Source organism: Pseudomonas sp. BNK-45, from assembly GCF_047456255.1.
Taxonomy (GTDB): Bacteria; Pseudomonadota; Gammaproteobacteria; order Pseudomonadales; family Pseudomonadaceae; genus Aquipseudomonas.
In genome coordinates, this window is the sequence record NZ_CP179909.1 from 4,818,310 (window position 1) to 4,838,827 (window position 20,518).

Here is a 20,518-nt window from a genome sequence, read left to right on the forward strand (position 1 = left end):
GGGCCAAAAGGGACAAGCTGCACGAATGCGCGCGGCCCCTGAAGCATTGAGTCAACTGACTGTAGTAGAGGTTCCGTATTTTCCACCGGAGGCGATGCCGGGATCGGCCATCAAGGGTCCGCCGGCTCCTGCAAGCGCTGCAACTCGCGGCGCACCATGCTGGCGTAGGCCGCCGGACGCAGGTGATACAGCTCGCCGGCCACCCAGTTCAGCCAGGCGCCCTGCAAGCGGGGCTTTTCGGCGAACAGGCGCCGTGCCTCTTCGGCGGCGGCCTGTTGATGCTGGCGATGAAATTCGGCGCGGCCCTGGCTCATCACTCGCTGGCCTTGAAACTCACCAGCTCGCCCTTGCGGAATTTGGCGGCCTTGGCGGTGACGGCCTTGAGGGTCTTGGTCAGGCCTTCCTGCAATTGCTCGTTGGCGGCAAAGAGCGTCACCACCGAATGCCCTTCCTTGAAGACGATTCCCTGCCCCAGGGGACTGCTGACAAAGGCATAGTCGCCCAGGCCATAGACGGTGAGCTTGATCTCGCGAAAGCGGATCTCCAGCTTGCCGCCTTCCCGGCTGGGCAGCACGGCGGCGCGAAAATGATCGCCGACCTTGAGTTCCAGGCGTGGCTTGTCGTCCACCACCAGCGCCGTCTCGGTATCGATCTCGGCGACGTAGAAGCCTTCAGCGGATTGTTCGGTGATGTAGACAAAACGAGACTGGAACTGCTTGACCAACTTTGCGCGCAAATCACCCAACACGAACAACGCATGCATTTCAAGATTACTTACTGCCAAGGAACACTCCCCGATACTCAAAAGGGTGCCGCCCGAGAAAAAAGGACAGCACAAAAAACCGCCATGACGGCGTGATCACCCCAATCAGTTACCCAAAAAACACTCAAATGCAGCGGGTACTCCAGGCCACGGCGTTGGCGCCGGCGCTGAGCAACGGGCATTTCGCCGAAGCATCAGGCACAGGTCGAAGGCTGTAGGAGTAGGCTCTGACACCCCGAAAAGTGTGGCGGCGAATTATCTGGGGCGGGTACTGAAACAGGCCGGAAAGCCGGATATACCCTGAGATTGAATCCCCGGATCGGCAGCCACTTCGGGTTGCAGAGGCAATTCTAGAGCAACTTTGTGCATTTCGACCATTTAAAGCGAGCAATCCATGGCTGCCCGGCCGTTCATTAGTACAAAGACTAATGTTGCACACCAGTCGGTAATCTTGCCCGGAGTCGTCCACGCAGGCCCGGCATTCTAACCAGTAATACTCTGGTGCAGTGACGCGGATTGGCAGATTTAAGCGTCAGAAAGTTCAGTTAAGAGCTTCAGAACATTCGTTACCTAAAACCGCAATGACATAACTCAGCCCGTCACAACCCAACAACTGCCATACTCCGCCGCTGGTTGAGCGACCGCGGTACGGGCGCTCAAGCACTCACTCATCTCCAAGGGAAGGCTAGAAGTGACCGAACTAGATATTGGCGAGTTTTTCATTCGTGGCGAGTGCAGAGAAGTCGAAGGCGAATTCCAGGCCGTGATTGCCATGCGCGCCAAACCTCCACTGACTCAGATCACCTTCCACCAGGTGGAACGGGACCGCTGGTTCAAGACCTCGGAAGAAGCCCTGGCCGCTGCCAAGGCCTCGGCCAAGGCCCTCAAGCTGGCCATTGACCAGGGCGCCCTGAACGCCTGATCCCCCCTCTTCGCGCGAACCCACCCGCCGCCCTCGCCGCCCAGGCTCAGGGCGGCGACGGGAGCCCAACGACCCCGCCTCGAACCCCGGCGCCCGGCCAAGCTTCAGGCCGAGTGCCTGAACCCCTGGCGCGCCCCCTGGACCGCCGCCAGTTGCGCCTGCCATGCCTGCCGGCACTCCTCGGCCTCGGCCCGACTGGCAAACGCGGTGCCTCGCTGCTCGCCGTTGACCAGCACCACCCAGCACGCCTTGCGCCCCTGGGCCCGCAGCGAAGCGGGAACGCCACTGCCAATCATCACTGCCACATCGACTTTGCTGTGCATGGAGCACCTCGCGGAATTAGTTAGCTCCCTAACGATGTCGAGATACTAATCACTTCCTGGCCTGTGTAACAGCCCCAATCTGCACAGCAGCGTTACCCCACGAGTAACAATCAGCCCCTCAAGGCGTGCGCCGGGGGGTTGTCTGCTCGGGTTTGTAGCCCAGGCGCAGGCCGCCCCAATGCCGCCCCTGAACCATGATCGGCACCGACAGGTCATGCATCAGCTCGCCGGTATCGCGGGTGTAGGTCTGCAGCAACAACGGCTGCTGGTGACTGCCGCAACGGATGCCGGTGCGGTCGGCGAACTTGCGCTTGCTGCGGTTGTGCAGGTTGTCCACCTGGGGATCGCCGGTCAGCGGCTGGGAGAAAATCTTGTTGTGGGTCGGTACGTAGCCTTCCTGGGTGCAGGCGATGGCGAACACCAGGCCGTCGTGGCGCGGCAGCAGGGATTCCTGGATCGGCGGCAGCACCTGGTCGGTGTAGCGGTCGAAGCGGGTCTGGTACTTGGGCGGGTGGGTATTGGCGATCAACTGATAATGGCGGTCGAACAAGTCATCGAGGCTGATGCGGTTCTGCGCCAGGTCGGTCTCGAACTGCTCGGCGATGCGCCGCGCCCCCTCGCGAGCCAGGTCGTAGATACGCTGGTGGTAGTCGTCCAGGCCCACCGCCGCCAGACGCTCGCTGATGGTCTCCGCCTGCCCTTCCATCTGCACCGCGGCCTCGGCCAGGCTGCGGGTCTGCTGGTCGCTGATGGCCAGGTCGCTGCGCATCTGCTCCACGGCGTGAAACAGGCTGTCGAGCTGTTCGCGATTGGTTTCGGCGCCCCGGGCGATCTCGCTGACCTGCTCCTCCACTCCCGCTGCCAGCCGCGCGATGTTGTCCAGATGCCGACCGGTATGTTCCACCTGCTCCACCCCCAGGTTCAGGTCGTCGGACAGCTGGCGGATCTGCTCCACCACATCGCTGGTGCGCTGCTGGATATCGGCCACCATCACCCCGACCTCGTCGGTGGCCGTGGCGGTACGCCCGGCCAGCCCGCGCACCTCGTCGGCGACCACGGCAAAGCCCCGCCCGTGCTCGCCGGCCCGGGCCGCTTCGATGGCCGCGTTGAGGGCCAGCAGATTGGTCTGGCTGGCGATGGACTGGATTACCAGGGTCACCCGCTGGATCTCTTCGCTGCGCTGGCTCAAGGCCTCGATCAGCTCGCGGCTGCCGTTGGCCCGCTGGCTCAGGGAGTGCATGCGGCTGATGGACTCGCCCAGCACCGTGCGCCCTTCGGCACTGCTGGCGTGGGCTTCGCTGGCGGCGCCCAGGGCCTGCTGGCTGAGCTGCGAGGTGACCTGTTCGGTCTTGATCATCACCTCGGCATTGCCGACGATGCGCGCCGCCGCATCGAGCTGGGACTGCAGCCGGCCTGCCAACTGGGTCACCGAATAGGCCACGCCCGCAGCGGACAGCGCGTTATGGGTGGTGCTGTAGGACAGATCGCGGGTCAGCGCCGACAGCTCATTGTCCGTTGCCACCGGCACCTCGGAGGCCTTGCGCGAGCGCAGCCGGGGCATCCAGATCACCAGCACCGCCAGCGGCAGGCACAGGTACAGCGGCCAGTCGCCCAGGGCCTGACCGGCGAACAGGCCCATCAGCGCTGCACTCTGCAACGATGGAAGCCACCAGCGGGCCGCGGTTTCGGGTGTTGCCAGCGACTGCGCGCCCGGCGCCGCTAGAGATCCATCTCTTGACATCTTGATCACCCCACATCGTTCTAATTGTTTGCGGCATTAGACGCCACTATAAGGCCATTAACCATGGTCCCTTAGTAGGAAGAAGAGCAGCGGCAAGCAGCAAGCTTCAAGCCGCAAGCGGCATGTGCGAGGCATTATTCAGAGTCTGCAGAGGCGGATGTTGCAGTAGATCAAGGGAAGTGGAGGCTGGGACATTGTGGCGGGGGCGCTGGCTCGCGCCCCAGTGCGCAGCGCTGGCTAGGCTGCGCACCCGGAGGCAAGGATGCACTTGAAACGCTTGCGGCTTGAAGCTGCAAGCTTGCAGCTGTTTTCAAGCCTGACGCTGATGCTTGTCGATCTGCTCGTGGCGTTCTTGGGCTTCGATGCAGTATTTGGTGGTCGGGCTGATCAGCAGGCGCTTGAGGCCGATGGGCTCGCCGCTGTCGTCGCACCAGCCGAAGGTGTCGTCACTGATCCGGCCCAGGGCCTGCTCCAGTTGCGGCAGCATGCGCTGATCGCGATCAATGGCGTTGACCAGCCAGGTGCGCTCTTCTTCGACGGAAGCGGCGTCGGCCGGGTCAGCCGGGGTGTCCAGGCTTTCAATGGCGATCCGGTTCTGTTCGATGCGCTCGTGGGTTTCCACCTTCATGGCTTGCAACAGGTCGCTGAAAAAAGCGTGCTGCTCGGCATTCATGTAGTCATCCGCCGGCATGGCCAGCAACTTTTCCTTGGTCATTGATTTCTCTATAAAAAATACGTGCATTAAGGCGAATTCAAACTGTTTCCGGTTGACCCGTCAGGTCATCAGAAAGGCGCCATACCTTCCAAGCGCCACCCGGCACTCAATTTACGAGGGGCGGCAGTCTAAGGCCGGTTTGAGGGCGCAGCAACTGAAATGACAGCGAATCTGTCCGACAAAGCGCACAAAGCCCGTAATCACGGGCTTTGCTGGCGCTTATCGGAGTGTGTTTATAACAAAAAATTCCATAAGCACGGCCCTTTTAGAAGACAAACGGCAGTACCGGACGGCGGATTCAAGCTTTTTACCCCTCCTTTCTTCCCCCCGCAGGAGCCGGCTTGCCGGCGAACAGGCCGGCAAGCGTTGCATCGGTATGTGGGCACCTGCGCTGGCCGGCCAGCGCCGACAACGGGCGCTGGATCAGCGCTTGAGCTTGCGCTTGTTGCGGTACTGGTCGATGACCACCGCCACCACGATGATCAGGCCCTTGATGATGTCCTGAATGTAGGCATCCACGCCGACAAAGGTGAAGCCGCTGGCCATGACCCCGAGGATCAGTGCACCGATCACCGTACCGGTGATGCGCCCCACCCCGCCGGCCAGGCTGGTGCCGCCGATCACCGCCGCGGCGATCGCATCCAGCTCGTAGGACATGCCCATCCCCGCCTGCCCGGTGGCGGCACGCGCCGAGGCCACCACCCCGGCCAGCCCGGCCAGCAGTCCGGCGATGCTGTAGACGATCACCAGATGCCGCTTGACGTTGATTCCCGAGGTGCGCGCCGCCTGCATGTTGCCGCCGATGGCGTAGGTGTACTTGCCGTACTTGGTGTAGCGCAGGGCGATGTGGAAGATCACCGCCACCACCAGGAAGATGATCACCGGCATGGCCCCGTGACCGATGGCGGTGTAGGAGTCCGAGAGCATGCTCACCGGCTGGCCTTCGGTGTAGTAGCGAGCCAGGCCACGGGCCGACACCATCATGCCCAGGGTGGCAATGAAGGGCGGAATGCCGGTGATGGCGATGATGCTGCCGTTGATCGCCCCCGCCAGCAGGCCCACCCCCAGCCCGGCCACCACCGGTATCCACACCGGCAGGTCGGTCAGGGACGGGAACACCGCCCGGGCAAAGTCCGAGGTCTGCGCCAGGCTGGCGGCGATCATCGCCGACAGCGCCAGCACCGAGCCCGAGGACAGGTCGATACCGGTGGTGATGATCACCTGGGTCACGCCGATGGCCAGCAGGCCGATGATCGACACCTGCAGGATCATCAGCACCAGGCGCTGGGAGTTCAGCAGGAAGCTCTGGTCACGAACGATCCAGCCGAACAGCTCGAACACCAGGCCGATGCCGATCAGCACCAAAAAAATACTCAGTTCGGTGGGAAAGCGCCGGCGCGTTCTGGCGGGCGCCACGGCCGGTTTGTTTTCAGACATCACGTTCATAACCACTCACCTTTGTTATCGCCTGACCGTGGCGCCTCAGCGCGCCGCCGGTTGCCATCGATTGAAGAATCAGTGCACCAGCGACATTCCGGACGCCAGTTGCATCACCCGTTCCTGGGTCGCTTCGCTGCGGTCGAGAATGCCCATCAGCTCACCTTCGTGCATGACCATGACCCGGTCGCTCATGCCCAGGACTTCCGGCAGTTCCGAAGAAATCATGATCACCGCCATGCCCTCGCTGGCGAGGAAGGCGATCAGGCGGTAGATCTCGGCCTTGGCCCCGACGTCGATGCCCCGGGTCGGCTCGTCGAGAATCAGGATCCGCGGGTTGGTCATCAGCCAGCGCGCCAGCAGCGCCTTCTGCTGATTGCCCCCGGACAAGGTATCGATGCATTGCTCCAGGGACGGGGTCTTGACCCGCAGCTTCCTGCACATGTCCTCGCACAGGGCACGCAGGGCCTTCTGCTGGACAAAACCGCCGCCGGCGTAGTGCGGCAGTACCGCCACTTCCATGTTTTCCAGGACCGACAGGCAGGGGAACAGGCCGCTGAGCTTGCGATCCTCGGTGAGCAGGGCAAAGCCCTTCTCGATCGCCCGGTGCGGGTCGCTGATGCGCAGGGGCTGGCCGTCGAGGTGAATCTCGCCGGCGTCACTGGGGGTGATGCCGAACAGGGTTTCGGCGACATTGGTCCGGCCCGAGCCCATCAGCCCGGCGATGCCGAGGATCTCCCCGGCGTGCAGGTCGAAGGACACGCCGTCGAACACCCCGTCCAGGCGCAGGTCGCGGACCTTGAGCAGCAGGTCGCCAATGGGTTTCTCGCGTTGGGGAAACAGCTGGCTCAGCTCGCGCCCCACCATCATCGAGATCAGGCTGTCGCCGTCCAGGCTGTCGGCCCGTTGCAGGCCGATGTAGGCGCCATCGCGGAACACCGCCACCTCATCGGCGATGGCGAACACTTCGTTCATCTTGTGGGTGATGTAGATGATGCCCTTACCCTGGGCCTTGAGGTCGGCAATGATCGAGAACAGGTGCGCCACCTCCTTGTCGGTGATGGCCGAAGTCGGCTCATCCATGATCAGCACGTCGGAGTCGTAGGACACCGCCTTGGCGATCTCCACCATCTGCCGCTCGGCGATGCTCAGGTTGCCCACCTGTTCCTCCGGGTCCAGGTCGATGCGCAGGCGCGCCAGCAAGGCGGCGGTGCAGCGGTGCATTTCGCGGTGATCGATCAGGCGCAGGCCATTGAGCTGCTCGCGGCCGATCCAGATGTTCTCGGCGATGCTCATGTGCGGCATCAGGTTGAGTTCCTGGTGGATCATGGCGATGCCCGATTGCAGGGCCTGCAGGGGCGTGTCGAAGACCACCGGCCGGCCCTTGAGGCGCAGTTCACCGGCATCCGGCTGATAGATGCCGGCGATGATCTTCATCAGGGTCGACTTGCCGGCGCCGTTCTCGCCCATCAGCGCCAGCACCGTTCCCGGGCGTACCCGCAGTTGCACATCGGACAGGGCCACCACACCGGGAAAGCCCTTGCTGACGTTGATCACCTCCAGCAGGTAAGGCTCCCGGGTCGCCGGGGTGGCAGGCTGGACGGCGGCCAGCGGGGTGCTTGAGGCAGTCGCGCAAGAGAACATGATCAGCTACTCCATCGGCGCGGCGGCCCGGGGCCGCCCCGCTACTTTATTGTTGTGATGCAACAGCCCTTGGCAAAGGCGCGGCGTTACTTGAACTGGTCGACGTTTTGCGGGGTGATCAGGCGATAGGGAATCCACACGGCCGGCTCCACCGGCTCATGCTTGATCATCTTCACCGCCGTATCGATGGAGCCGTCCGCCTGGCCCTTGGCGTCCTGGAACACCGAGATCGCCAGGTCGCCCTTCTTCACCGCACGCAGGCCATCGGGGGTGCCGTCGACCCCGGCGATCAGCACACTGCCCTTCTCGACCCCGGCCTGCTTCAGCGCCATGGCGGCACCAATGGCCATTTCATCGTTGTTGGACACCACCGCATCGAACTTGCGGCCCTGGGTCAGCCAGTCGTTGACCAGGGTCATGCCCTTGTCCCGCAGCCAGACCCCGGTCTGTTCCTGATCGACCTTGATCCCCGGGTAGCGGGTCAGCACCTCCTTGACCCCCTTGGTGCGGTTGGCGGTGGAGTTGTTCGCCAGATCGCCCAGCAGGATCACGATGTCGCCCTTGCCGCCCATTTTTTCGGCCAGGTACTGCATCTGCATCTTGCCGGCCTCCAGGTCGTCGGAGGCCACGGTGACCACGCCCTTGGGCAGGTTCAGGTCATCCGGGCGACGGTTGACGTACACCAGGGGGATGCCGGCCTTGACCGCGGCCTCGGTGATTTTGCGGGTGGCCGCGGTGTCCACCGGGTTGACCACGATGGCGTCGACTTTCTGGCTGATGAAGTTCTCGACCTGGCTCAACTGCTTGACCACGTCGCTGCGGGCGTCCTCGAACTGCAGCTTGACCCCGTCGGGCAGGGACTTGGCTTTCTGGTCCATCGACTCGCGCAGGTAGGTCAGCCAGGTGTCATCGAACTGCGACATGCTCACGCCGATCTTGATGTCGGCCAGCGCCGCCCCGCTGGTCAGCAGCAGCGACAGCGCGAGCGAGGCAAAACGGATCTTGGTGTTCATAACAGGTCTTTCTCCACATTCTTGTAGGTTTTATGGATAAAGCGCAGAACGACTCAGAGCGGCAGGCGCACCACCGGCGCGCCGGGAACGCAGCACAGCAACGCACCGTTGCGCTCTACGCAGAGAAAGCCGAGGCAGGTCAGGACAAGGGCGGAGCGGCGGGCCCGAGGGGTCACAGCGGCGGGCGCAGAGGAGAAGCGGAACGCTGAAGCGACAGCGAGGACAGCGGATTTGAAGGTTTTCATCGACGGTACCTGTTTGTTTTTGTGGGTCGGTGCACACCGCGCTCAAAGCCTGTTCGAGGGGTTTGCAACCTAGCTAGTCGGCAACCTGGAAATGACTTTATTGGAAAATAATTTCTATATCAACTCATTTTAGAATTTTATTCTAAATCGGTTTTCCCCCCGGAAAACCGCTGCTGCACGACGGCTGCAGGCCCAAGACCTGCGCTTGATGCAAGGCCTCCTTGGCCGGCCAGCCGGCTTGCCAGCGAAAGCGCCCTGCAAGGGTTGCTTCGCCGGCAAGGCTGCAGCTCAGGCGTAGAAGTCGGGACGCTCTGGCAGCTCGATCTTGACGATCTGGCCGCTGTTCTGCGCTTCGATACAGGCGTCGGCCGCCACGGCGGCAGCAAAGCCGTCCCAGGCCGAAGGCCCGCCCACCCGACCGCCGCGCACGCCGTCGATAAAGGCCTGCAGCTCGACGTCATAGGCGGCGATAAAACGCTCCTTCCAGTCCATCAGGATGGCGTTGGACAGCTTGGCTTGGCTGCGCAACTGCACCTGGGACGGCTCCGGCAATCTGGCGATGCCGCTCTCCCCCACCACTTCGCACTGGATGTCGTAGCCGTACTGGCAGTTGACGAAGACCTCGACGTCGATCCGCGTGCCACGGGCGGTTTCCAGCAGCACGATCTGCGGGTCGCGCAAGTGGGCCAGGGCCTTGCTGGTCTTGCGCGGGAACACCACCTGCACCGACACATAGTCGTCGGCCAGCAGCCAGCGCAGCACGTCCAGCTCATGGATCAGGGTGTCAGTGATGGCCATGTCGGTCTTGTAGTTCTCCCCCACCCGCGGGTTGCGGTGGGCGCAGTGCAGCATCAGCGGCTCGCCGATCTGCCCGCCGTCGATCACCGCCTTCAAGGCCTGGTAGCCGGCATCGTAGGGGCGCATGAAGCCCACCTGCACCAGGCGCTTGCCGTGGGCGATTTCGGCCTCGACGATGCGCCGGCAACCGGCGGCGGTCACCGCCAGGGGCTTTTCACAGAACACCGGCTTGCCCGCGGCAATCGCCGCCAGTACGAACTCCTCGTGGCTCGGGCCCCAGGAGGTGACCAGCACTGCCTCGACGTCCGCCGCCTGGATCAGCGCGTGGCCGTCCGGGTAGACCTCGGCAGTGAGCTTGAGGTCGCTGACCACCTTGGCCGCCGACGCCAGGTTGATGTCGGTGACCGCCACCACCTGGCTGCCCAGCAGGGTCTGGCTGCACCGACGGATGTGATCCTGGCCGATGGCCCCGGTGCCGATAACGCCAAGTTTCAAAGACATGCAGATACTCCTGTTGTTGTTCGTTGCAGAGCAATCAGTACTGCCGGGCCTGGGCCAGGCGTTCATTGAGGGTCTTGGCCGCCGCATCGGTGCGCGCGCTGGTGGACACCTGGGCCACGCCCACCCGCCACCAGGACAGGTAGCCGTGGATCATGGTCTTGGGCAGGACCTTGATGTCGATCAGGGTCGATACCGTCTGGGTCCGGGCATCGGCCAGGGCCGCCAGCAACTGCTCCTCGTTGCTGACCTTGTAGGTCTTGCAGCCGTAGGCCGCGGCGCTCATGGCGAAGTCCACCGGCACAAAGCCGCCGTCGAGCTTGCCGCTCGAAGGGTTGCGGTAGCGGAACTCGGTGCCGAAGCTGTCCATGCCGTGGCCCATCTGCAGGTTGTTGATGCAGCCAAAGGTCATGTTGTCCAGCAGCACCACGTTGATCTTGCGTCGCTCCTGGATCGAGGTGACCAGTTCCGAATGCAGCATCAGGTAGGAACCGTCGCCCACCAGGGCGTACACCTCGCGATCCGGCTCGGCGAGCTTGACCCCCAGGGCCGCGTTAACCTCGTAGCCCATGCACGAATAGCCGTATTCCACGTGGTAGGTATTGACCCCCTTGCTGCGCCAGCTGCGCTGCAGGTCGCCGGGCAGGCTGCCGGCGGCGGCAACGATGATGCCGTCCTCGGGCAAGGCCTGGTTGAGCAGCCCGAGCACCCGGCTCTGGGTCAGGCAGGAGCCGGTCAGTTCGATGAATTCGCGCAGCACCGCCGGGTCCAGGTGGTCGTTGATTTCCGGCACGAAGCCCTGGTCCTGGTATTGCAGCTGGTAGAGCCGGTCGACCTCGGCCTCCAGTTGCGCCCGGGCCTCGCCGATCTGCCCGCCCCAGGCTGCCCGGTAACCGCTGCGGCCCAGGGTTTCGCCCAGGGCCTGCAAACCGGCCTGGGCATCGGCCAGCAGTTGCACGCCCTCCATTTTCAGGCTGTCGCCAGGGCAGACATTGAGGTTGAGAAATTGCACCTCCGGGTGCTGGAACAGCCATTTCGACGAGGTGGTGAAGTCGCTGTAGCGGGTGCCGACGCCAATGATCAGGTCGGCTTCCCGGGCCAGCAGGTTGGCCGCCAGGCAACCGGTTTCGCCGATCCCGCCAACGTTCAGCGGGTGCTCGGAAACCACCGCGCTCTTGCCCGCCTGGGTTTCCGCGAAGGGAATGCCGAAGCGTTCGGCAAAGGCCTGCAAGGCCCGGTTGGCCCCGGAGTACTTGACCCCGCCGCCGCAGATGATCAGCGGCTTGCGCTTGCCCTCGAACAGCGCCAGGGCATCGCTGAGCATGGCCTCGGTGGCCGGGCGGCGGTCGATGCGGTGCACCCGCCGGGCGAGAAAGGCGTCCGGGTAATCGTAGGCTTCGCCCTGCACGTCCTGGGGCAATGCCAGGGTCACGGCGCCGGTCTGCGCCGGGTCGGTGAGCACGCGCATGGCGTGGATCGCCGCGCTCATCAGTTGCTCGGGGCGGTTGATCCGGTCCCAGTATTGGCTCACGGCCTTGAAGGCATCGTTGGTGCTGATGCTCAGGTCATGGAACTGCTCGATCTGCTGCAGCACCGGGTCCGGCTGGCGGCTGGCGTAGACGTCCCCCGGCAGCAGCAGCAACGGAATGCGGTTGGCGCTGGCGGTGGCCGCCGCGGTCAGCATGTTGGCCGCGCCGGGGCCCACCGAGGAGGTGCAGGCGTAGATCTTGCGCCGCAGGTGCTGCTTGGCGAAACCGATGGCGGCGTGGGCCATGCCCTGCTCGTTGCGGCCCTGGTGCACCAGCAGCTCGCCACTGTCCTGCTCCAGGGCCTGGCCCAGGCCGAGCACGTTGCCGTGGCCGAAAATGGTGAAGACCCCGGCGATGAACTTGCTCTGGACCCCATCCACCTCGACGTATTGGTTATCGAGGAATTTCACCAGGGCCTGGGCCATGGTCAAGCGTGTCGTACTCATGGTTTGCACCTTATTCATGATGTGAAGCCAACGGCCCTGCCAATACTCCCGTAGGAGCTGGCTTGCCAGCGAAAGCACCTTCGAGACTTGCCCCCCTGAGGGGCCCCTTCGCCGGCAAGCCGGCTCCTGCATGAGGGCGGCGTCAAGTCAGGGATTGCTGCAGGTGAGCCATGCTCGCCCCAATCGCCTGCTGGATATCCGCCAGCCCGTGCACGCTCTCGGCAAAGGGTTCGAAGGACAGGTAGCCGCTGTAGCCATTGCTGCGCAGGGTGTCGATCTGCGCCGCATTGCCAAGGATGTCCGCCTCGCCCACCAGCACCCGATGGCCGTCGCGAATGCGGTTGAGCGGCGCCTGGCGATCCTCGACCCCGGAGATGTGCACCAGCCCGGTCAGCTCGGGGAAGAACTCATGCTCGCCGGCCAGGTGGTGGTGGAAGGTGTCGTGCACCAGGCGCAACACATCCAGGCCGCCGATGGCGCGGATCGCCTCCACCGCCGTGCGCTTGTGGCGCAGCGCGCACTCTTCGAAGCCCAGGGGCTCGATCAACCCCAGCAGGCCGTGCTCCCGCAGGATCGGCGCCAGTTCGCTCAGGGCCGTGCGCAACGCGCTGCTGCGCTGGGCCTCGCCGCGCGGGTCGGCAGGGTCATTGAGCGGGCACAGCACCAGCCCCTCGGCGCCGCAGGCACGGGCATAGGCGGCCAGTTTCAGGGCCTGCCGGCGACGCTCGTCGTTCCACACATCGAAGGGGTACAGGGCGTTGATCGACAACACCTTGAGCCCTTGGGCCGCGCACAACTGGCGGACCCGTTCGGGCGGCGTGCCGTCCTCGATTTCCACGCCCGCAAGGTCATTGCGGATCTCAATGGCATCGATCTTCAGCGTGCGCGCCAGGTCGATGAACTGCGGCAGTGACAAACCCGGTGCAACCATACGATTCAGGGCGAAACGCAGGGGCTGGCTCATTCTTCTTGTTCTCCCAAATCCATCCCGTCGAGGCAGTTACTTGGCGGTCGGCATGCTGAATTCCGGGCCCTTGGCGATGCTCTCGGGCCAGCGCTGCATCACGCTCTTGTAGCGGCTGTAGAAACGCAGGCCTTCCTCGCCGTAGGCATGGTGATCGCCGAACAGCGAACGCTTCCAGCCACCGAAGGAATGCCAGGCCATGGGCACCGGAATCGGCACGTTGATGCCCACCATGCCGACCTTGATGCTGCGGGCAAAGGCCCGGGCCACGCCGCCGTCGCGGGTGAAGCAGGACACGCCATTGCCGAATTCATGGGCGTTGATCAGCGCCACCGCGCTGGCAAAGTCAGGCACCCGCACAATGCCCAGCACCGGCCCGAAGATTTCCTGCTGGTAGATGCTCATCTCGGGAGTGACCTGGTCGAACAGGGTGGCGCCGACAAAAAAGCCCTGCTCCGCCCCCGGTACCTTGAAGCCGCGTCCGTCCACCAGCAGCTGTGCGCCCTGGGCCACGCCCTGGTCGATAAAGCCTTCAACCTTGGCCTTGTGCTCGGCGGTCACCAGCGGCCCCATGTCGCTGTCGCCCTGCAAGCCGTTGCCGACCTTGAGCTGGTCGATGCGCGGCAGCAGCCTGGCGATCAATTCGTCGGCCACCTCGCCCACCGCCACGGCGATGGAGATGGCCATGCAGCGCTCGCCGGCCGAGCCGTAGGCCGCGCCGATCAGCGCGTCGGCGGCCTGCTCCAGGTCGGCGTCGGGCATCACGATCATGTGGTTCTTGGCCCCACCCAGGGCCTGCACGCGTTTGCCTCGGGCGCTGGCCTGCTGGTGGATGTACTCGGCGATCGGCGTCGAACCGACAAAGGAAATCGCCTCGATGTCCGGGTGCTGGAGCAAGCCGTCCACCGCGCTCTTGTCGCCCTGGACCACGTTGAACACCCCTTCGGGCAAGCCGGCCTCGCTCAGCAGGCGCGCCAGCAGCAGGCTGGCGGACGGGTCGCGCTCGGACGGCTTGAGGATGAAGCAGTTACCGGCGATCAGGGCGAGGGGGATCATCCACAGCGGCACCATCACCGGGAAGTTGAACGGCGTCACCCCGGCGCACACCCCCAGGGGCTGGCGCAGGTTCCAGTTGTCGATGCCGCCACCGATGTTGTCGCTGAAATCGGTTTTCAGCAGGCTTGGCGCGCCACAGGCGTACTCGACGATCTCGATGCCGCGGGTCACTTCGCCCATGGCGTCGGCCAGCACCTTGCCGTGCTCGCGGGTGATGATCTGCGCCAGTTCCTGGTGGTGCCGGTCCAGCAGTTCCTTGAACTTGAACATCACCCGCGCGCGGCGCAGGGAGGACTGTTCGGACCAGGCCGGGAACGCCTGCAGCGCCGACGCCACCGCCGCGTCCACGGTCTGCTGGGCGGCCAGCGCCACGCGGGCCTGGACCGCGCCCGTGGCCGGGTTGAACACCGGGCTGAAACGCTCGCCGGTGGCCTGCACCTGGCCGTCGATGTAATGGCCGATTACCGGGGTGTCGCTCATTGTTCTTGTTCTCCGTGAAGGGTTCGGTCGAGGCTCAAGGTTCGAGCGGCTTACAGATCCAGCAGCCAGCTGTGCTGCGGGTCGTTATGGAACTGCCAGACCCGCTTGGGCCCGGCCATGACGTTCAGGTAATAGGACTCGTAGCCGTAAGGCACGCTGACCGGGTGATAGCCCTTGGGCACCACCACCAGATCGTTGTTTTCCACGGCCATGGCCTGGTCAATGCTGCGGTCGTCGGTGTAGACCCGCTGGAACACGAAGCCCTGGGGCGGGTTGACCTGGTGGTAATAGGTCTCTTCCAGAAAGCTCTGGTGCGGCAGGTCATCGGTGTCGTGCTTGTGCGGCGGGTAGCTGGAGGAATGCCCGGACGGCGTGCGCACCTCCACCACCAGCAGGGAATGGGCCGGCTCGCTGTCGGGCAGGATGTCGCACACATAGCGGGTATTGGCGCCCTTGCCGCGCACGCTGCGCTTGCACTGTTCCGGGCGAATCAGCCGCGGGCCGGGGCTGCCCTCAAGGGCGCCCGGGGCGGCGCAGACCGCGATCTGCACGTCGCTCAAGGCGCTGACCCGGGCCTGGCTGCCCGGCGGCAGATAGACGGCAAAGGGCGACTTGTCCTCGAACACCGATTGCCGGTCGCCCAGGTTGGACCACTGGAAGGCGCCCTGGGGCGACTCGCCCTGCACGTCGATGCGGCCACTGAGCAACACCAGGCACAGCTCCTGGTCTCCGGCCCTGAGCGGCAGGCTGTCCCCCAGGCTCAGGCGGTAGGCACTGAACCCCACGTACGCCAGGGCGCCTTCCGGCAACTGGACCAGGGTCCGGCCCTGGGCCGCGCTTTTAACCAGCAGATTCATTGGCCTGTCCTCGTAGATGGCACTGCGGCGTCCAGCAGCGCCCGCAGGGTGTCATAGCCTTTTTTCGCGTAGACGTAGCTCGGCGCCACGGCCGGGTCCTGCTCGGCTTCCACCACCAGCCAGCCCTGGTAGCCCGCCTGCAGCAGCACGTCGAGCAAGGCGGCGAAGTCGATGTCGCCATCGCCGGGCACGGTGAAGGTGCCGTTGACGATGCAGTCCGGAAAGCTCCACAGGTTGTTGCGCGCCAGTTGCACCACCGCTTTGCGCACGTCCTTGAAATGCACGTGGCAGACCCGGCGCACATGCTTGCGCAGCACCTCCAGGGGCTCGCCGCCGCCCATGTAGCAATGGCCCGAATCGAACAGCAGGCCGACTTCCTCGCCGCTCAAGCGCATCAGCTGGTCGATGTCCGCCGGCGATTCGACATAGGCGCCCATGTGGTGGTGATAAGCCAGGCGCACGCCCTGGGACAGGGTGAAACGCGCCAGCGTCGTGAGTTTGTCGGCGTAGTCCTGCCAGGCCTGGGCGCTGTGGAAGCGCGGGCGCTCGACCAGACGCACCGGCGAGCCCTGGATCGAGTCGGCCACTTCGCCGTAGACCAGCACCGAGGCGCCGTTGTGCTTGAGCAGCTCGACGTGGCCGGCGATGGCGTCGATTTCCTCGGCCGCCGAGCGCCGGGCCAGGCGCCCGGAATACCAGCCCGACACCAGTGCCAGATCATAGGGGCGCAACACCGCGGCCACGCCCTGGGCGTCCTTGGGGAATTTGCCGTTGAGTTCAAAGCCTTGGAAACCGATGTCGCGGCCTTCGCTGAGGGCGGTGCTCAGGGGCGTTTCACCGCCCAGGGCCGGCAGGTCGTCGTTGCTCCAGGAGATCGGGTTGATGCCAATTCGGATCGCGGGCATGTCTGCACCTTTTGTTGTTATTCATGAAAGCGTGGAGTACGGCCTCGCACTCGTAGGAGCTGGCGTGCCAGCGAAGGCTCCGGCGAGCCTGGCACCAGGCTCAAGACCCTCTTCGCCGGCAAGCCGGCTGCTAAAGTGAGCGGGCGCTGCGCCAGGCGTTGATCAGTTGTTCGAAGGTGCCCTGCACTTGGTGGATCAGGGTGGCGTCGTCGATCTCCCCCGCCAGCCACGCACGGCTGGGCTCCTGGAAGATCGTGCGGCCCACGGCAAACCCGCGGCAGGTGCGGCTGTCGGCGGCTTGGCGAAAGCCCTCGGCGAGGGCCTCGGCCGAGGCATTCAGGCCCAGCAGCACCACGCCACGGCAATACGGGTCGCGTTCCTGGATCAGCTCGTCGAGCTTTTTCCATTCTTCGGCCGACTGCGCCTCGATCTTCCACCACGCGGGGTAGATACCCAGGTTGTACAGGCGCTTGAGGCTGCGGTAGAGCACCTCGGGATGGGCGCCGGGCAGGTCCTTGGGCGGGATGATTTCCAGCAGCAGTTCATGCCCGCTGACCTGGGACGCCTGGTACAGCCCACGGATCTGCGCTTCCTGCTCCAGGCGCAGCAGGGGTTCGTCGTCCGGGTGGAATTGCACCAGGCACTTGATGATCTGCTCCTGGGGCCAGGCGATCAGGTTGCTGCCCACCGAGCGCCCGTGCTCGAAGGCCAGGGGCCGCGAGCCCTGGACTTCCACCGGCCGTGCCACCCACCAGCCGCGCCCGGTGGCGGCGTTCAGCGCCTCCTGGCCGAAGCGCTGGTCGGCCAGCAGGCCGACATCGGCCTCGATGCCCCGGCGCCGCAGCTCGGCTTCGACCCGTTGCACCGCCTCTATGAAGAGCTGCTTGAGCTGAGCGATGGCCTTGAGCTCGCGACCGCTGTGCTGCGCCAGTTCCACCAGTTGCCCACGGTGATCGAAGGCAAAGACGAACAATTGCTTCCAGGCCTTGCGCGGCACGCTGACCTGATGCAGGCGCTGCAGGATCGGGTCCTGGTCGGGACGGGTAATGGGCACCGGGCTGCTGAACAGGTAATCCAGTTCGGCCCGGGTCGGCATCGCCGGGGCACAGGCATGGCGCGACACCACCAGGCCGCCACAGGCGTTGGCCAGCTGGCAGCAGCGCTCATCGCTGGCCTCTTCCAGCCAGCCACTGAGGAAGCCGGACATAAAGGCATCGCCGGCGCCCAGCACGTTGAGCACCTCCACCCGCACACCGGGATAGATCGCCCCGTCCTCCAGGCGCGGCGGAATCTCGCCGTGGATCACCGTGCAGCCTTGCGGGCCGAGCTTGACCACCAGGGTCGCGGCGCTCAGGGAGCGCACGGTGCGCAGGGCCGTCAGCAGGTCGTCGCTGCCACCGGCAATCAGGAACTCCTCCTCGGTGCCGACGATCAGGTCGAAACGCCCCAGGATGCCCTGCACATGCTGGCTGACCTGCTGGTCGGCAACGAACCGGGTCTCGCCGTCGGCCTTGCCCGCCAGGCCCCAGAGCACCGGCCGGTAGTCGATGTCCAGGACCCGCCGGACCCCGTGCTTCTCGGCGTAGTCCAGGGCCTGGAGGCTGGCCTGGTAGACGCCGTCGGTGGAGAAATGGGTGCCGGTGATCAGCAGGGCCTTGCTGGAGGCAATGAAGGTTTCGTCGATGTCGGCGGCGCACAGCGCCATGTCCGCGCAGTTCTCGCGGTAGAACACCAGGGGGAAGGTTTCGCGGTCCTTGAGGCCCAGCAGGACCAGGGCGGTGAGGCGCTGCGGATCGACCTTGACCGCGCTGACGTCGCAGCCTTCGCGCGCCAGCGACTCCAGCAGGAAGCGCCCCATGTGATCGTCGCCGACCCGGCTCAGCATCGCCGACTTGAGGCCCAGGCGCGCGGTGCCGAAGGCGATGTTCGCCGACGAGCCGCCCAGGTACTTGGCAAAGCTGCTGACGTCCTCCAGCCGCGCCCCGACCTGCTGCGCATAAAGGTCGACGCCCAGGCGTCCGAGGCAAATCAGATCCAATTGACGCCCACTGGCAAAACGAGTCTGGCCCATGCTGGCTCCTGTTATTTTTATCAGCCTGCGCTCGCCGCCGTGACCGGTCGCCGAGCACTCTTGGTGGATGCAGACTAAAACGTCTCCGGGCCTCAATCAATATTTTTTCTATATATTTTTTACATGGAATATATTTTCCATTAAACTTTTTCAAGCCTGAGCCAGACGCCCTGCATCGTTTCAGCAAAGCCCCGGCCGGCACCGGCCCGAAGATTTTATGGGGCCCTACCCTGTAGACTGCCGGCTGCCCACCTATTGTCAGGGGACGGCTCTCCAGCCTGCCCATCAGTACACGCCAGAAGGATTTTCTATGTCCCGCACCGATCAGCCGGCCCTGGCCGAGAGCACGCCCGAGAGCGACCTCGTCAGCCCCCCGATCAATGCCGAGCGCCTGCTGCAACTGATCACCGAGGAATACGAGAGCCTGCCCCGCCAGCTCAAGCGCATTGCCAGCTACATGAGCCAACAGAGCGACCGGATCATGGTCGACCGCATCAGCGACATCGCCCGGGAATGCGAGGTCCATCCTTCGGCCATCGTGCGCTTTTCCCAGCGTTTCGGTTTCAGCGGCTTCAGTGAAATGCAGGCGCTGTTTCGCGAGGCCTACACCCACAAGGCCACGCCGGTGCAGAACTACCAGCAGCGCATCCGCAGCATGATCGCCAACAAGTCGCAGAAGGCCAGCGGCGGCGATCTGGCCCGGGAGTGCGTCAACGCCACGCTCTCGGGAATCGAGCGCCTGGGCCTGGAACTGGACGACGCGGCCTTCGAGCAGGCGGTGGAGCTGGTGGTCAATGCCGACAACATCTACGTGGTGGGGGTGCGCCGCTCCTTCGCCGTGGCCGACTACCTGGTGTACAACCTGCAGCACACCAACAAGCGCATCCACCTGGTGTCGGGCCTGGGCGGCAGCTACCGCGAGCAGATGCGCAGCATCCGTCCCAACGACCTGGTGATCGCCATCAGCTTCACCCCCTACGCCAAGGAAACCCAGCACTGCCTGCGCATTGCCCAGCACAACCAGGCCCAGACCCTGATCATCACCGACAGCACCCTGTCACCCCTGGCCAAGCGCGCCAACAGCGTGCTGCTGGTCAACGAAGGCAGCTCCTTCGCCTTCCGCTCGCTGAGCGCCACCCTGTGCCTGTGCCAGGCGCTGTTCATCGCCGTGGCCTATCGCCTGGAACTGAAGATGGACGAGATTCACGAACAGGGCGGCTTCGACGACTAGCCCGAAGCCGGCCCATGGCTATGGGCTTGCAGGGCATCGGGCACGCCCCGGCGTTGCAGGCCGCCCTGCTCGACCCAGCCCAGGGTCTGGCGGTACGCCCGCTGCAGCAGCGCGTCGGTCTGGTTGAAGTCGAACACCGATACCCCCAGCGGGCACAGGGGGTCGACCACATGGATCGCCACCCGCGGCGCATAGAGTTCGATGTCGCGCACCAGCTGGCGCATGCTCAACAGGTTCAAGGTGTGCAGGGCCAGGGCCAGCATCCCCGCCGGCGGCGCCGGGCAGGCGCAACCGAAACCGGTGGGCAGGACAATCACCCGAGTGGCCCCCAGGCCCACCGCGGCGGCAATCGGCGTATTGCTCGCGACCCCGCCATCCACCAGCAGCTTGTCGCCGATGCGCACCCAGGGAAACACCAGGGGAATCGCCGCGCTGGCCAGCAGCGCCTGCTCGGTGTCGCCACTGGAGAGCACTTCCTGGGCCCCCGTCAGCAGGTTGGTGGTGACGATATGCAGCGCCAGCCGGCTGTCTTCGATACGCGCGACCGGCAACGCCCGACGCACCAGCCGAGACAGGGCCGTGGACGGCAGCAGGCAGCCGCGATGGCGTAGCAGGCCCACCAGGCTGTCGAACCAGGAAAACGGAAACACGTCGCCCTTGCGCAAGCCACGCCAGAAGTCCGCCAGCTCGGCCACGCCCCGGGCATCGGGCCGCGCGGCGAAGTAGGCGCCATTGATGGCGCCCACCGAGGCCCCCACCACCAGATCGAACTCCAGCCCCAGCTCCACCAGGGCTTGCAGCATGCCGACCTGGACCGCCCCGAGGCTGCCGCCCCCGGAAAGCACCAGCGCGGTTCTGTCCTGACCCATGACCGACCTCC

19 protein-coding genes are annotated in these 20,518 nt (G+C 64.7%); 2 read left to right on the plus strand and 17 right to left on the minus strand.

Features of this window, described 5'->3' with window-relative positions; genetic code table 11:
• Positions 1–110 precede the first annotated feature (110 nt).
• On the minus strand, positions 111–314 hold the full coding sequence (locus ACMGG8_RS21575; RefSeq protein ID WP_016962864.1) for a hypothetical protein: 204 nt from the start codon (positions 312–314) through the stop codon (positions 111–113).
• Positions 314–784 (minus strand): hypothetical protein, encoded by a 471-nt coding sequence (locus tag ACMGG8_RS21580; protein WP_082729236.1) that lies wholly within the window; start codon positions 782–784, stop codon positions 314–316. Before ACMGG8_RS21580 ends, ACMGG8_RS21575 begins: the two co-directional genes overlap by 1 nt.
• A 670-nt stretch (positions 785–1,454) precedes the next feature.
• Here ACMGG8_RS21580 and ACMGG8_RS21585 point away from each other — a divergent pair.
• Positions 1,455–1,685: a hypothetical protein gene (locus tag ACMGG8_RS21585; protein WP_060838906.1), complete on the plus strand. Its 231-nt coding sequence runs from the start codon at positions 1,455–1,457 to the stop codon at positions 1,683–1,685.
• A gap of 104 nt (positions 1,686–1,789) precedes the next feature.
• Here the strand turns inward: ACMGG8_RS21585 and ACMGG8_RS21590 are convergent, their stop codons facing one another.
• From ACMGG8_RS21590 to ACMGG8_RS21655, 14 genes are all read right to left on the minus strand, one after another.
• Positions 1,790–2,008: a hypothetical protein gene (locus ACMGG8_RS21590; protein WP_060838905.1), complete on the minus strand. Its 219-nt coding sequence runs from the start codon at positions 2,006–2,008 to the stop codon at positions 1,790–1,792.
• A gap of 118 nt (positions 2,009–2,126) precedes the next feature.
• On the minus strand, positions 2,127–3,749 hold the full coding sequence (locus tag ACMGG8_RS21595) for a methyl-accepting chemotaxis protein (protein WP_108544037.1): 1,623 nt from the start codon (positions 3,747–3,749) through the stop codon (positions 2,127–2,129).
• Between the two features lie 310 nt (positions 3,750–4,059).
• On the minus strand, positions 4,060–4,464 hold the full coding sequence (locus ACMGG8_RS21600) for a TraR/DksA family transcriptional regulator (protein WP_016962869.1): 405 nt from the start codon (positions 4,462–4,464) through the stop codon (positions 4,060–4,062).
• 423 nt (positions 4,465–4,887) lie between these two features.
• Positions 4,888–5,910 (minus strand): ABC transporter permease, encoded by a 1,023-nt coding sequence (locus ACMGG8_RS21605; RefSeq protein ID WP_060843343.1) that lies wholly within the window; start codon positions 5,908–5,910, stop codon positions 4,888–4,890.
• A 69-nt stretch (positions 5,911–5,979) separates the two neighbouring features.
• Entirely contained in the window at positions 5,980–7,545 is a 1,566-nt protein-coding gene (locus tag ACMGG8_RS21610; RefSeq protein WP_108543164.1) for a sugar ABC transporter ATP-binding protein, read from the minus strand.
• 86 nt (positions 7,546–7,631) lie between these two features.
• Positions 7,632–8,558: a sugar ABC transporter substrate-binding protein gene (locus ACMGG8_RS21615; protein WP_108543162.1), complete on the minus strand. Its 927-nt coding sequence runs from the start codon at positions 8,556–8,558 to the stop codon at positions 7,632–7,634.
• A 53-nt stretch (positions 8,559–8,611) separates the two neighbouring features.
• Positions 8,612–8,803, minus strand: coding sequence for a hypothetical protein (locus ACMGG8_RS21620; protein WP_414158373.1), 192 nt, complete (start codon positions 8,801–8,803; stop codon positions 8,612–8,614).
• A gap of 288 nt (positions 8,804–9,091) precedes the next feature.
• Positions 9,092–10,102 (minus strand): Gfo/Idh/MocA family protein, encoded by a 1,011-nt coding sequence (locus ACMGG8_RS21625; protein ID WP_414158374.1) that lies wholly within the window; start codon positions 10,100–10,102, stop codon positions 9,092–9,094.
• Between the two features lie 34 nt (positions 10,103–10,136).
• Positions 10,137–12,074, minus strand: a complete 1,938-nt coding sequence (gene iolD, locus ACMGG8_RS21630) for a 3D-(3,5/4)-trihydroxycyclohexane-1,2-dione acylhydrolase (decyclizing) (protein ID WP_414158375.1) — start codon at positions 12,072–12,074, stop codon at positions 10,137–10,139.
• A 142-nt stretch (positions 12,075–12,216) separates the two neighbouring features.
• Complete coding sequence (locus ACMGG8_RS21635; protein WP_414158376.1) at positions 12,217–13,038, minus strand: TIM barrel protein; 822 nt, start codon at positions 13,036–13,038, stop codon at positions 12,217–12,219.
• Positions 13,039–13,074: 36 nt separating this feature from the next.
• Positions 13,075–14,574, minus strand: a complete 1,500-nt coding sequence (locus ACMGG8_RS21640; protein WP_414158377.1) for a CoA-acylating methylmalonate-semialdehyde dehydrogenase — start codon at positions 14,572–14,574, stop codon at positions 13,075–13,077.
• A gap of 50 nt (positions 14,575–14,624) precedes the next feature.
• Positions 14,625–15,431 (minus strand): 5-deoxy-glucuronate isomerase, encoded by an 807-nt coding sequence (gene iolB / locus ACMGG8_RS21645; RefSeq protein WP_414158378.1) that lies wholly within the window; start codon positions 15,429–15,431, stop codon positions 14,625–14,627.
• On the minus strand, positions 15,428–16,336 hold the full coding sequence (iolE, locus tag ACMGG8_RS21650) for a myo-inosose-2 dehydratase (protein ID WP_414158379.1): 909 nt from the start codon (positions 16,334–16,336) through the stop codon (positions 15,428–15,430). Before iolE ends, iolB begins: the two co-directional genes overlap by 4 nt.
• Before the next feature lie 130 nt (positions 16,337–16,466).
• A complete protein-coding gene (locus ACMGG8_RS21655; protein ID WP_414158380.1) occupies positions 16,467–18,407 on the minus strand; it encodes a bifunctional 5-dehydro-2-deoxygluconokinase/5-dehydro-2-deoxyphosphogluconate aldolase in 1,941 nt (646 codons plus the stop codon).
• A gap of 310 nt (positions 18,408–18,717) precedes the next feature.
• Here ACMGG8_RS21655 and ACMGG8_RS21660 point away from each other — a divergent pair, with 310 nt between their 5' ends.
• Positions 18,718–19,638 (plus strand): MurR/RpiR family transcriptional regulator, encoded by a 921-nt coding sequence (locus ACMGG8_RS21660; RefSeq protein ID WP_060838894.1) that lies wholly within the window; start codon positions 18,718–18,720, stop codon positions 19,636–19,638.
• Here ACMGG8_RS21660 and ACMGG8_RS21665 read toward each other — a convergent pair.
• Positions 19,635–20,507 carry a patatin-like phospholipase family protein gene (locus ACMGG8_RS21665; RefSeq protein ID WP_414158381.1) on the minus strand — a complete coding sequence of 291 codons (873 nt, stop codon included), beginning with the start codon at positions 20,505–20,507 and terminating at the stop codon, positions 19,635–19,637. The two genes, ACMGG8_RS21660 and ACMGG8_RS21665, sit on opposite strands and share 4 nt — an antisense overlap.
• Between the last annotated feature and the right edge of the window lie 11 nt (positions 20,508–20,518).

Excerpts from the sequence above, each read along its gene's own strand:
- ACMGG8_RS21620 (WP_414158373.1), bottom strand. The coding sequence starts at position 8,803 with ATGAAAACCTTCAAATCCGCTGTCCTCGCTGTCGCTTCAGCGTTCCGC.
- ACMGG8_RS21600 (WP_016962869.1), bottom strand. The coding sequence starts at position 4,464 with ATGACCAAGGAAAAGTTGCTGGCCATGCCGGCGGATGACTACATGAAT.
- ACMGG8_RS21655 (WP_414158380.1), bottom strand. The coding sequence starts at position 18,407 with ATGGGCCAGACTCGTTTTGCCAGTGGGCGTCAATTGGATCTGATTTGC.
- iolE (WP_414158379.1), bottom strand. The coding sequence starts at position 16,336 with ATGCCCGCGATCCGAATTGGCATCAACCCGATCTCCTGGAGCAACGAC.
- ACMGG8_RS21640 (WP_414158377.1), bottom strand. The coding sequence starts at position 14,574 with ATGAGCGACACCCCGGTAATCGGCCATTACATCGACGGCCAGGTGCAG.
- iolD (WP_414158375.1), bottom strand. The coding sequence starts at position 12,074 with ATGAGTACGACACGCTTGACCATGGCCCAGGCCCTGGTGAAATTCCTC.
- ACMGG8_RS21615 (WP_108543162.1), bottom strand. The coding sequence starts at position 8,558 with ATGAACACCAAGATCCGTTTTGCCTCGCTCGCGCTGTCGCTGCTGCTG.
- ACMGG8_RS21575 (WP_016962864.1), bottom strand. The coding sequence starts at position 314 with ATGAGCCAGGGCCGCGCCGAATTTCATCGCCAGCATCAACAGGCCGCC.
- ACMGG8_RS21660 (WP_060838894.1), top strand. The coding sequence starts at position 18,718 with ATGTCCCGCACCGATCAGCCGGCCCTGGCCGAGAGCACGCCCGAGAGC.
- ACMGG8_RS21590 (WP_060838905.1), bottom strand. The coding sequence starts at position 2,008 with ATGCACAGCAAAGTCGATGTGGCAGTGATGATTGGCAGTGGCGTTCCC.
- ACMGG8_RS21605 (WP_060843343.1), bottom strand. The coding sequence starts at position 5,910 with ATGAACGTGATGTCTGAAAACAAACCGGCCGTGGCGCCCGCCAGAACG.
- ACMGG8_RS21635 (WP_414158376.1), bottom strand. The coding sequence starts at position 13,038 with ATGAGCCAGCCCCTGCGTTTCGCCCTGAATCGTATGGTTGCACCGGGT.
- ACMGG8_RS21665 (WP_414158381.1), bottom strand. The coding sequence starts at position 20,507 with ATGGGTCAGGACAGAACCGCGCTGGTGCTTTCCGGGGGCGGCAGCCTC.
- ACMGG8_RS21625 (WP_414158374.1), bottom strand. The coding sequence starts at position 10,102 with ATGTCTTTGAAACTTGGCGTTATCGGCACCGGGGCCATCGGCCAGGAT.
- ACMGG8_RS21610 (WP_108543164.1), bottom strand. The coding sequence starts at position 7,545 with ATGTTCTCTTGCGCGACTGCCTCAAGCACCCCGCTGGCCGCCGTCCAG.
- iolB (WP_414158378.1), bottom strand. The coding sequence starts at position 15,431 with ATGAATCTGCTGGTTAAAAGCGCGGCCCAGGGCCGGACCCTGGTCCAG.
- ACMGG8_RS21595 (WP_108544037.1), bottom strand. The coding sequence starts at position 3,749 with ATGTCAAGAGATGGATCTCTAGCGGCGCCGGGCGCGCAGTCGCTGGCA.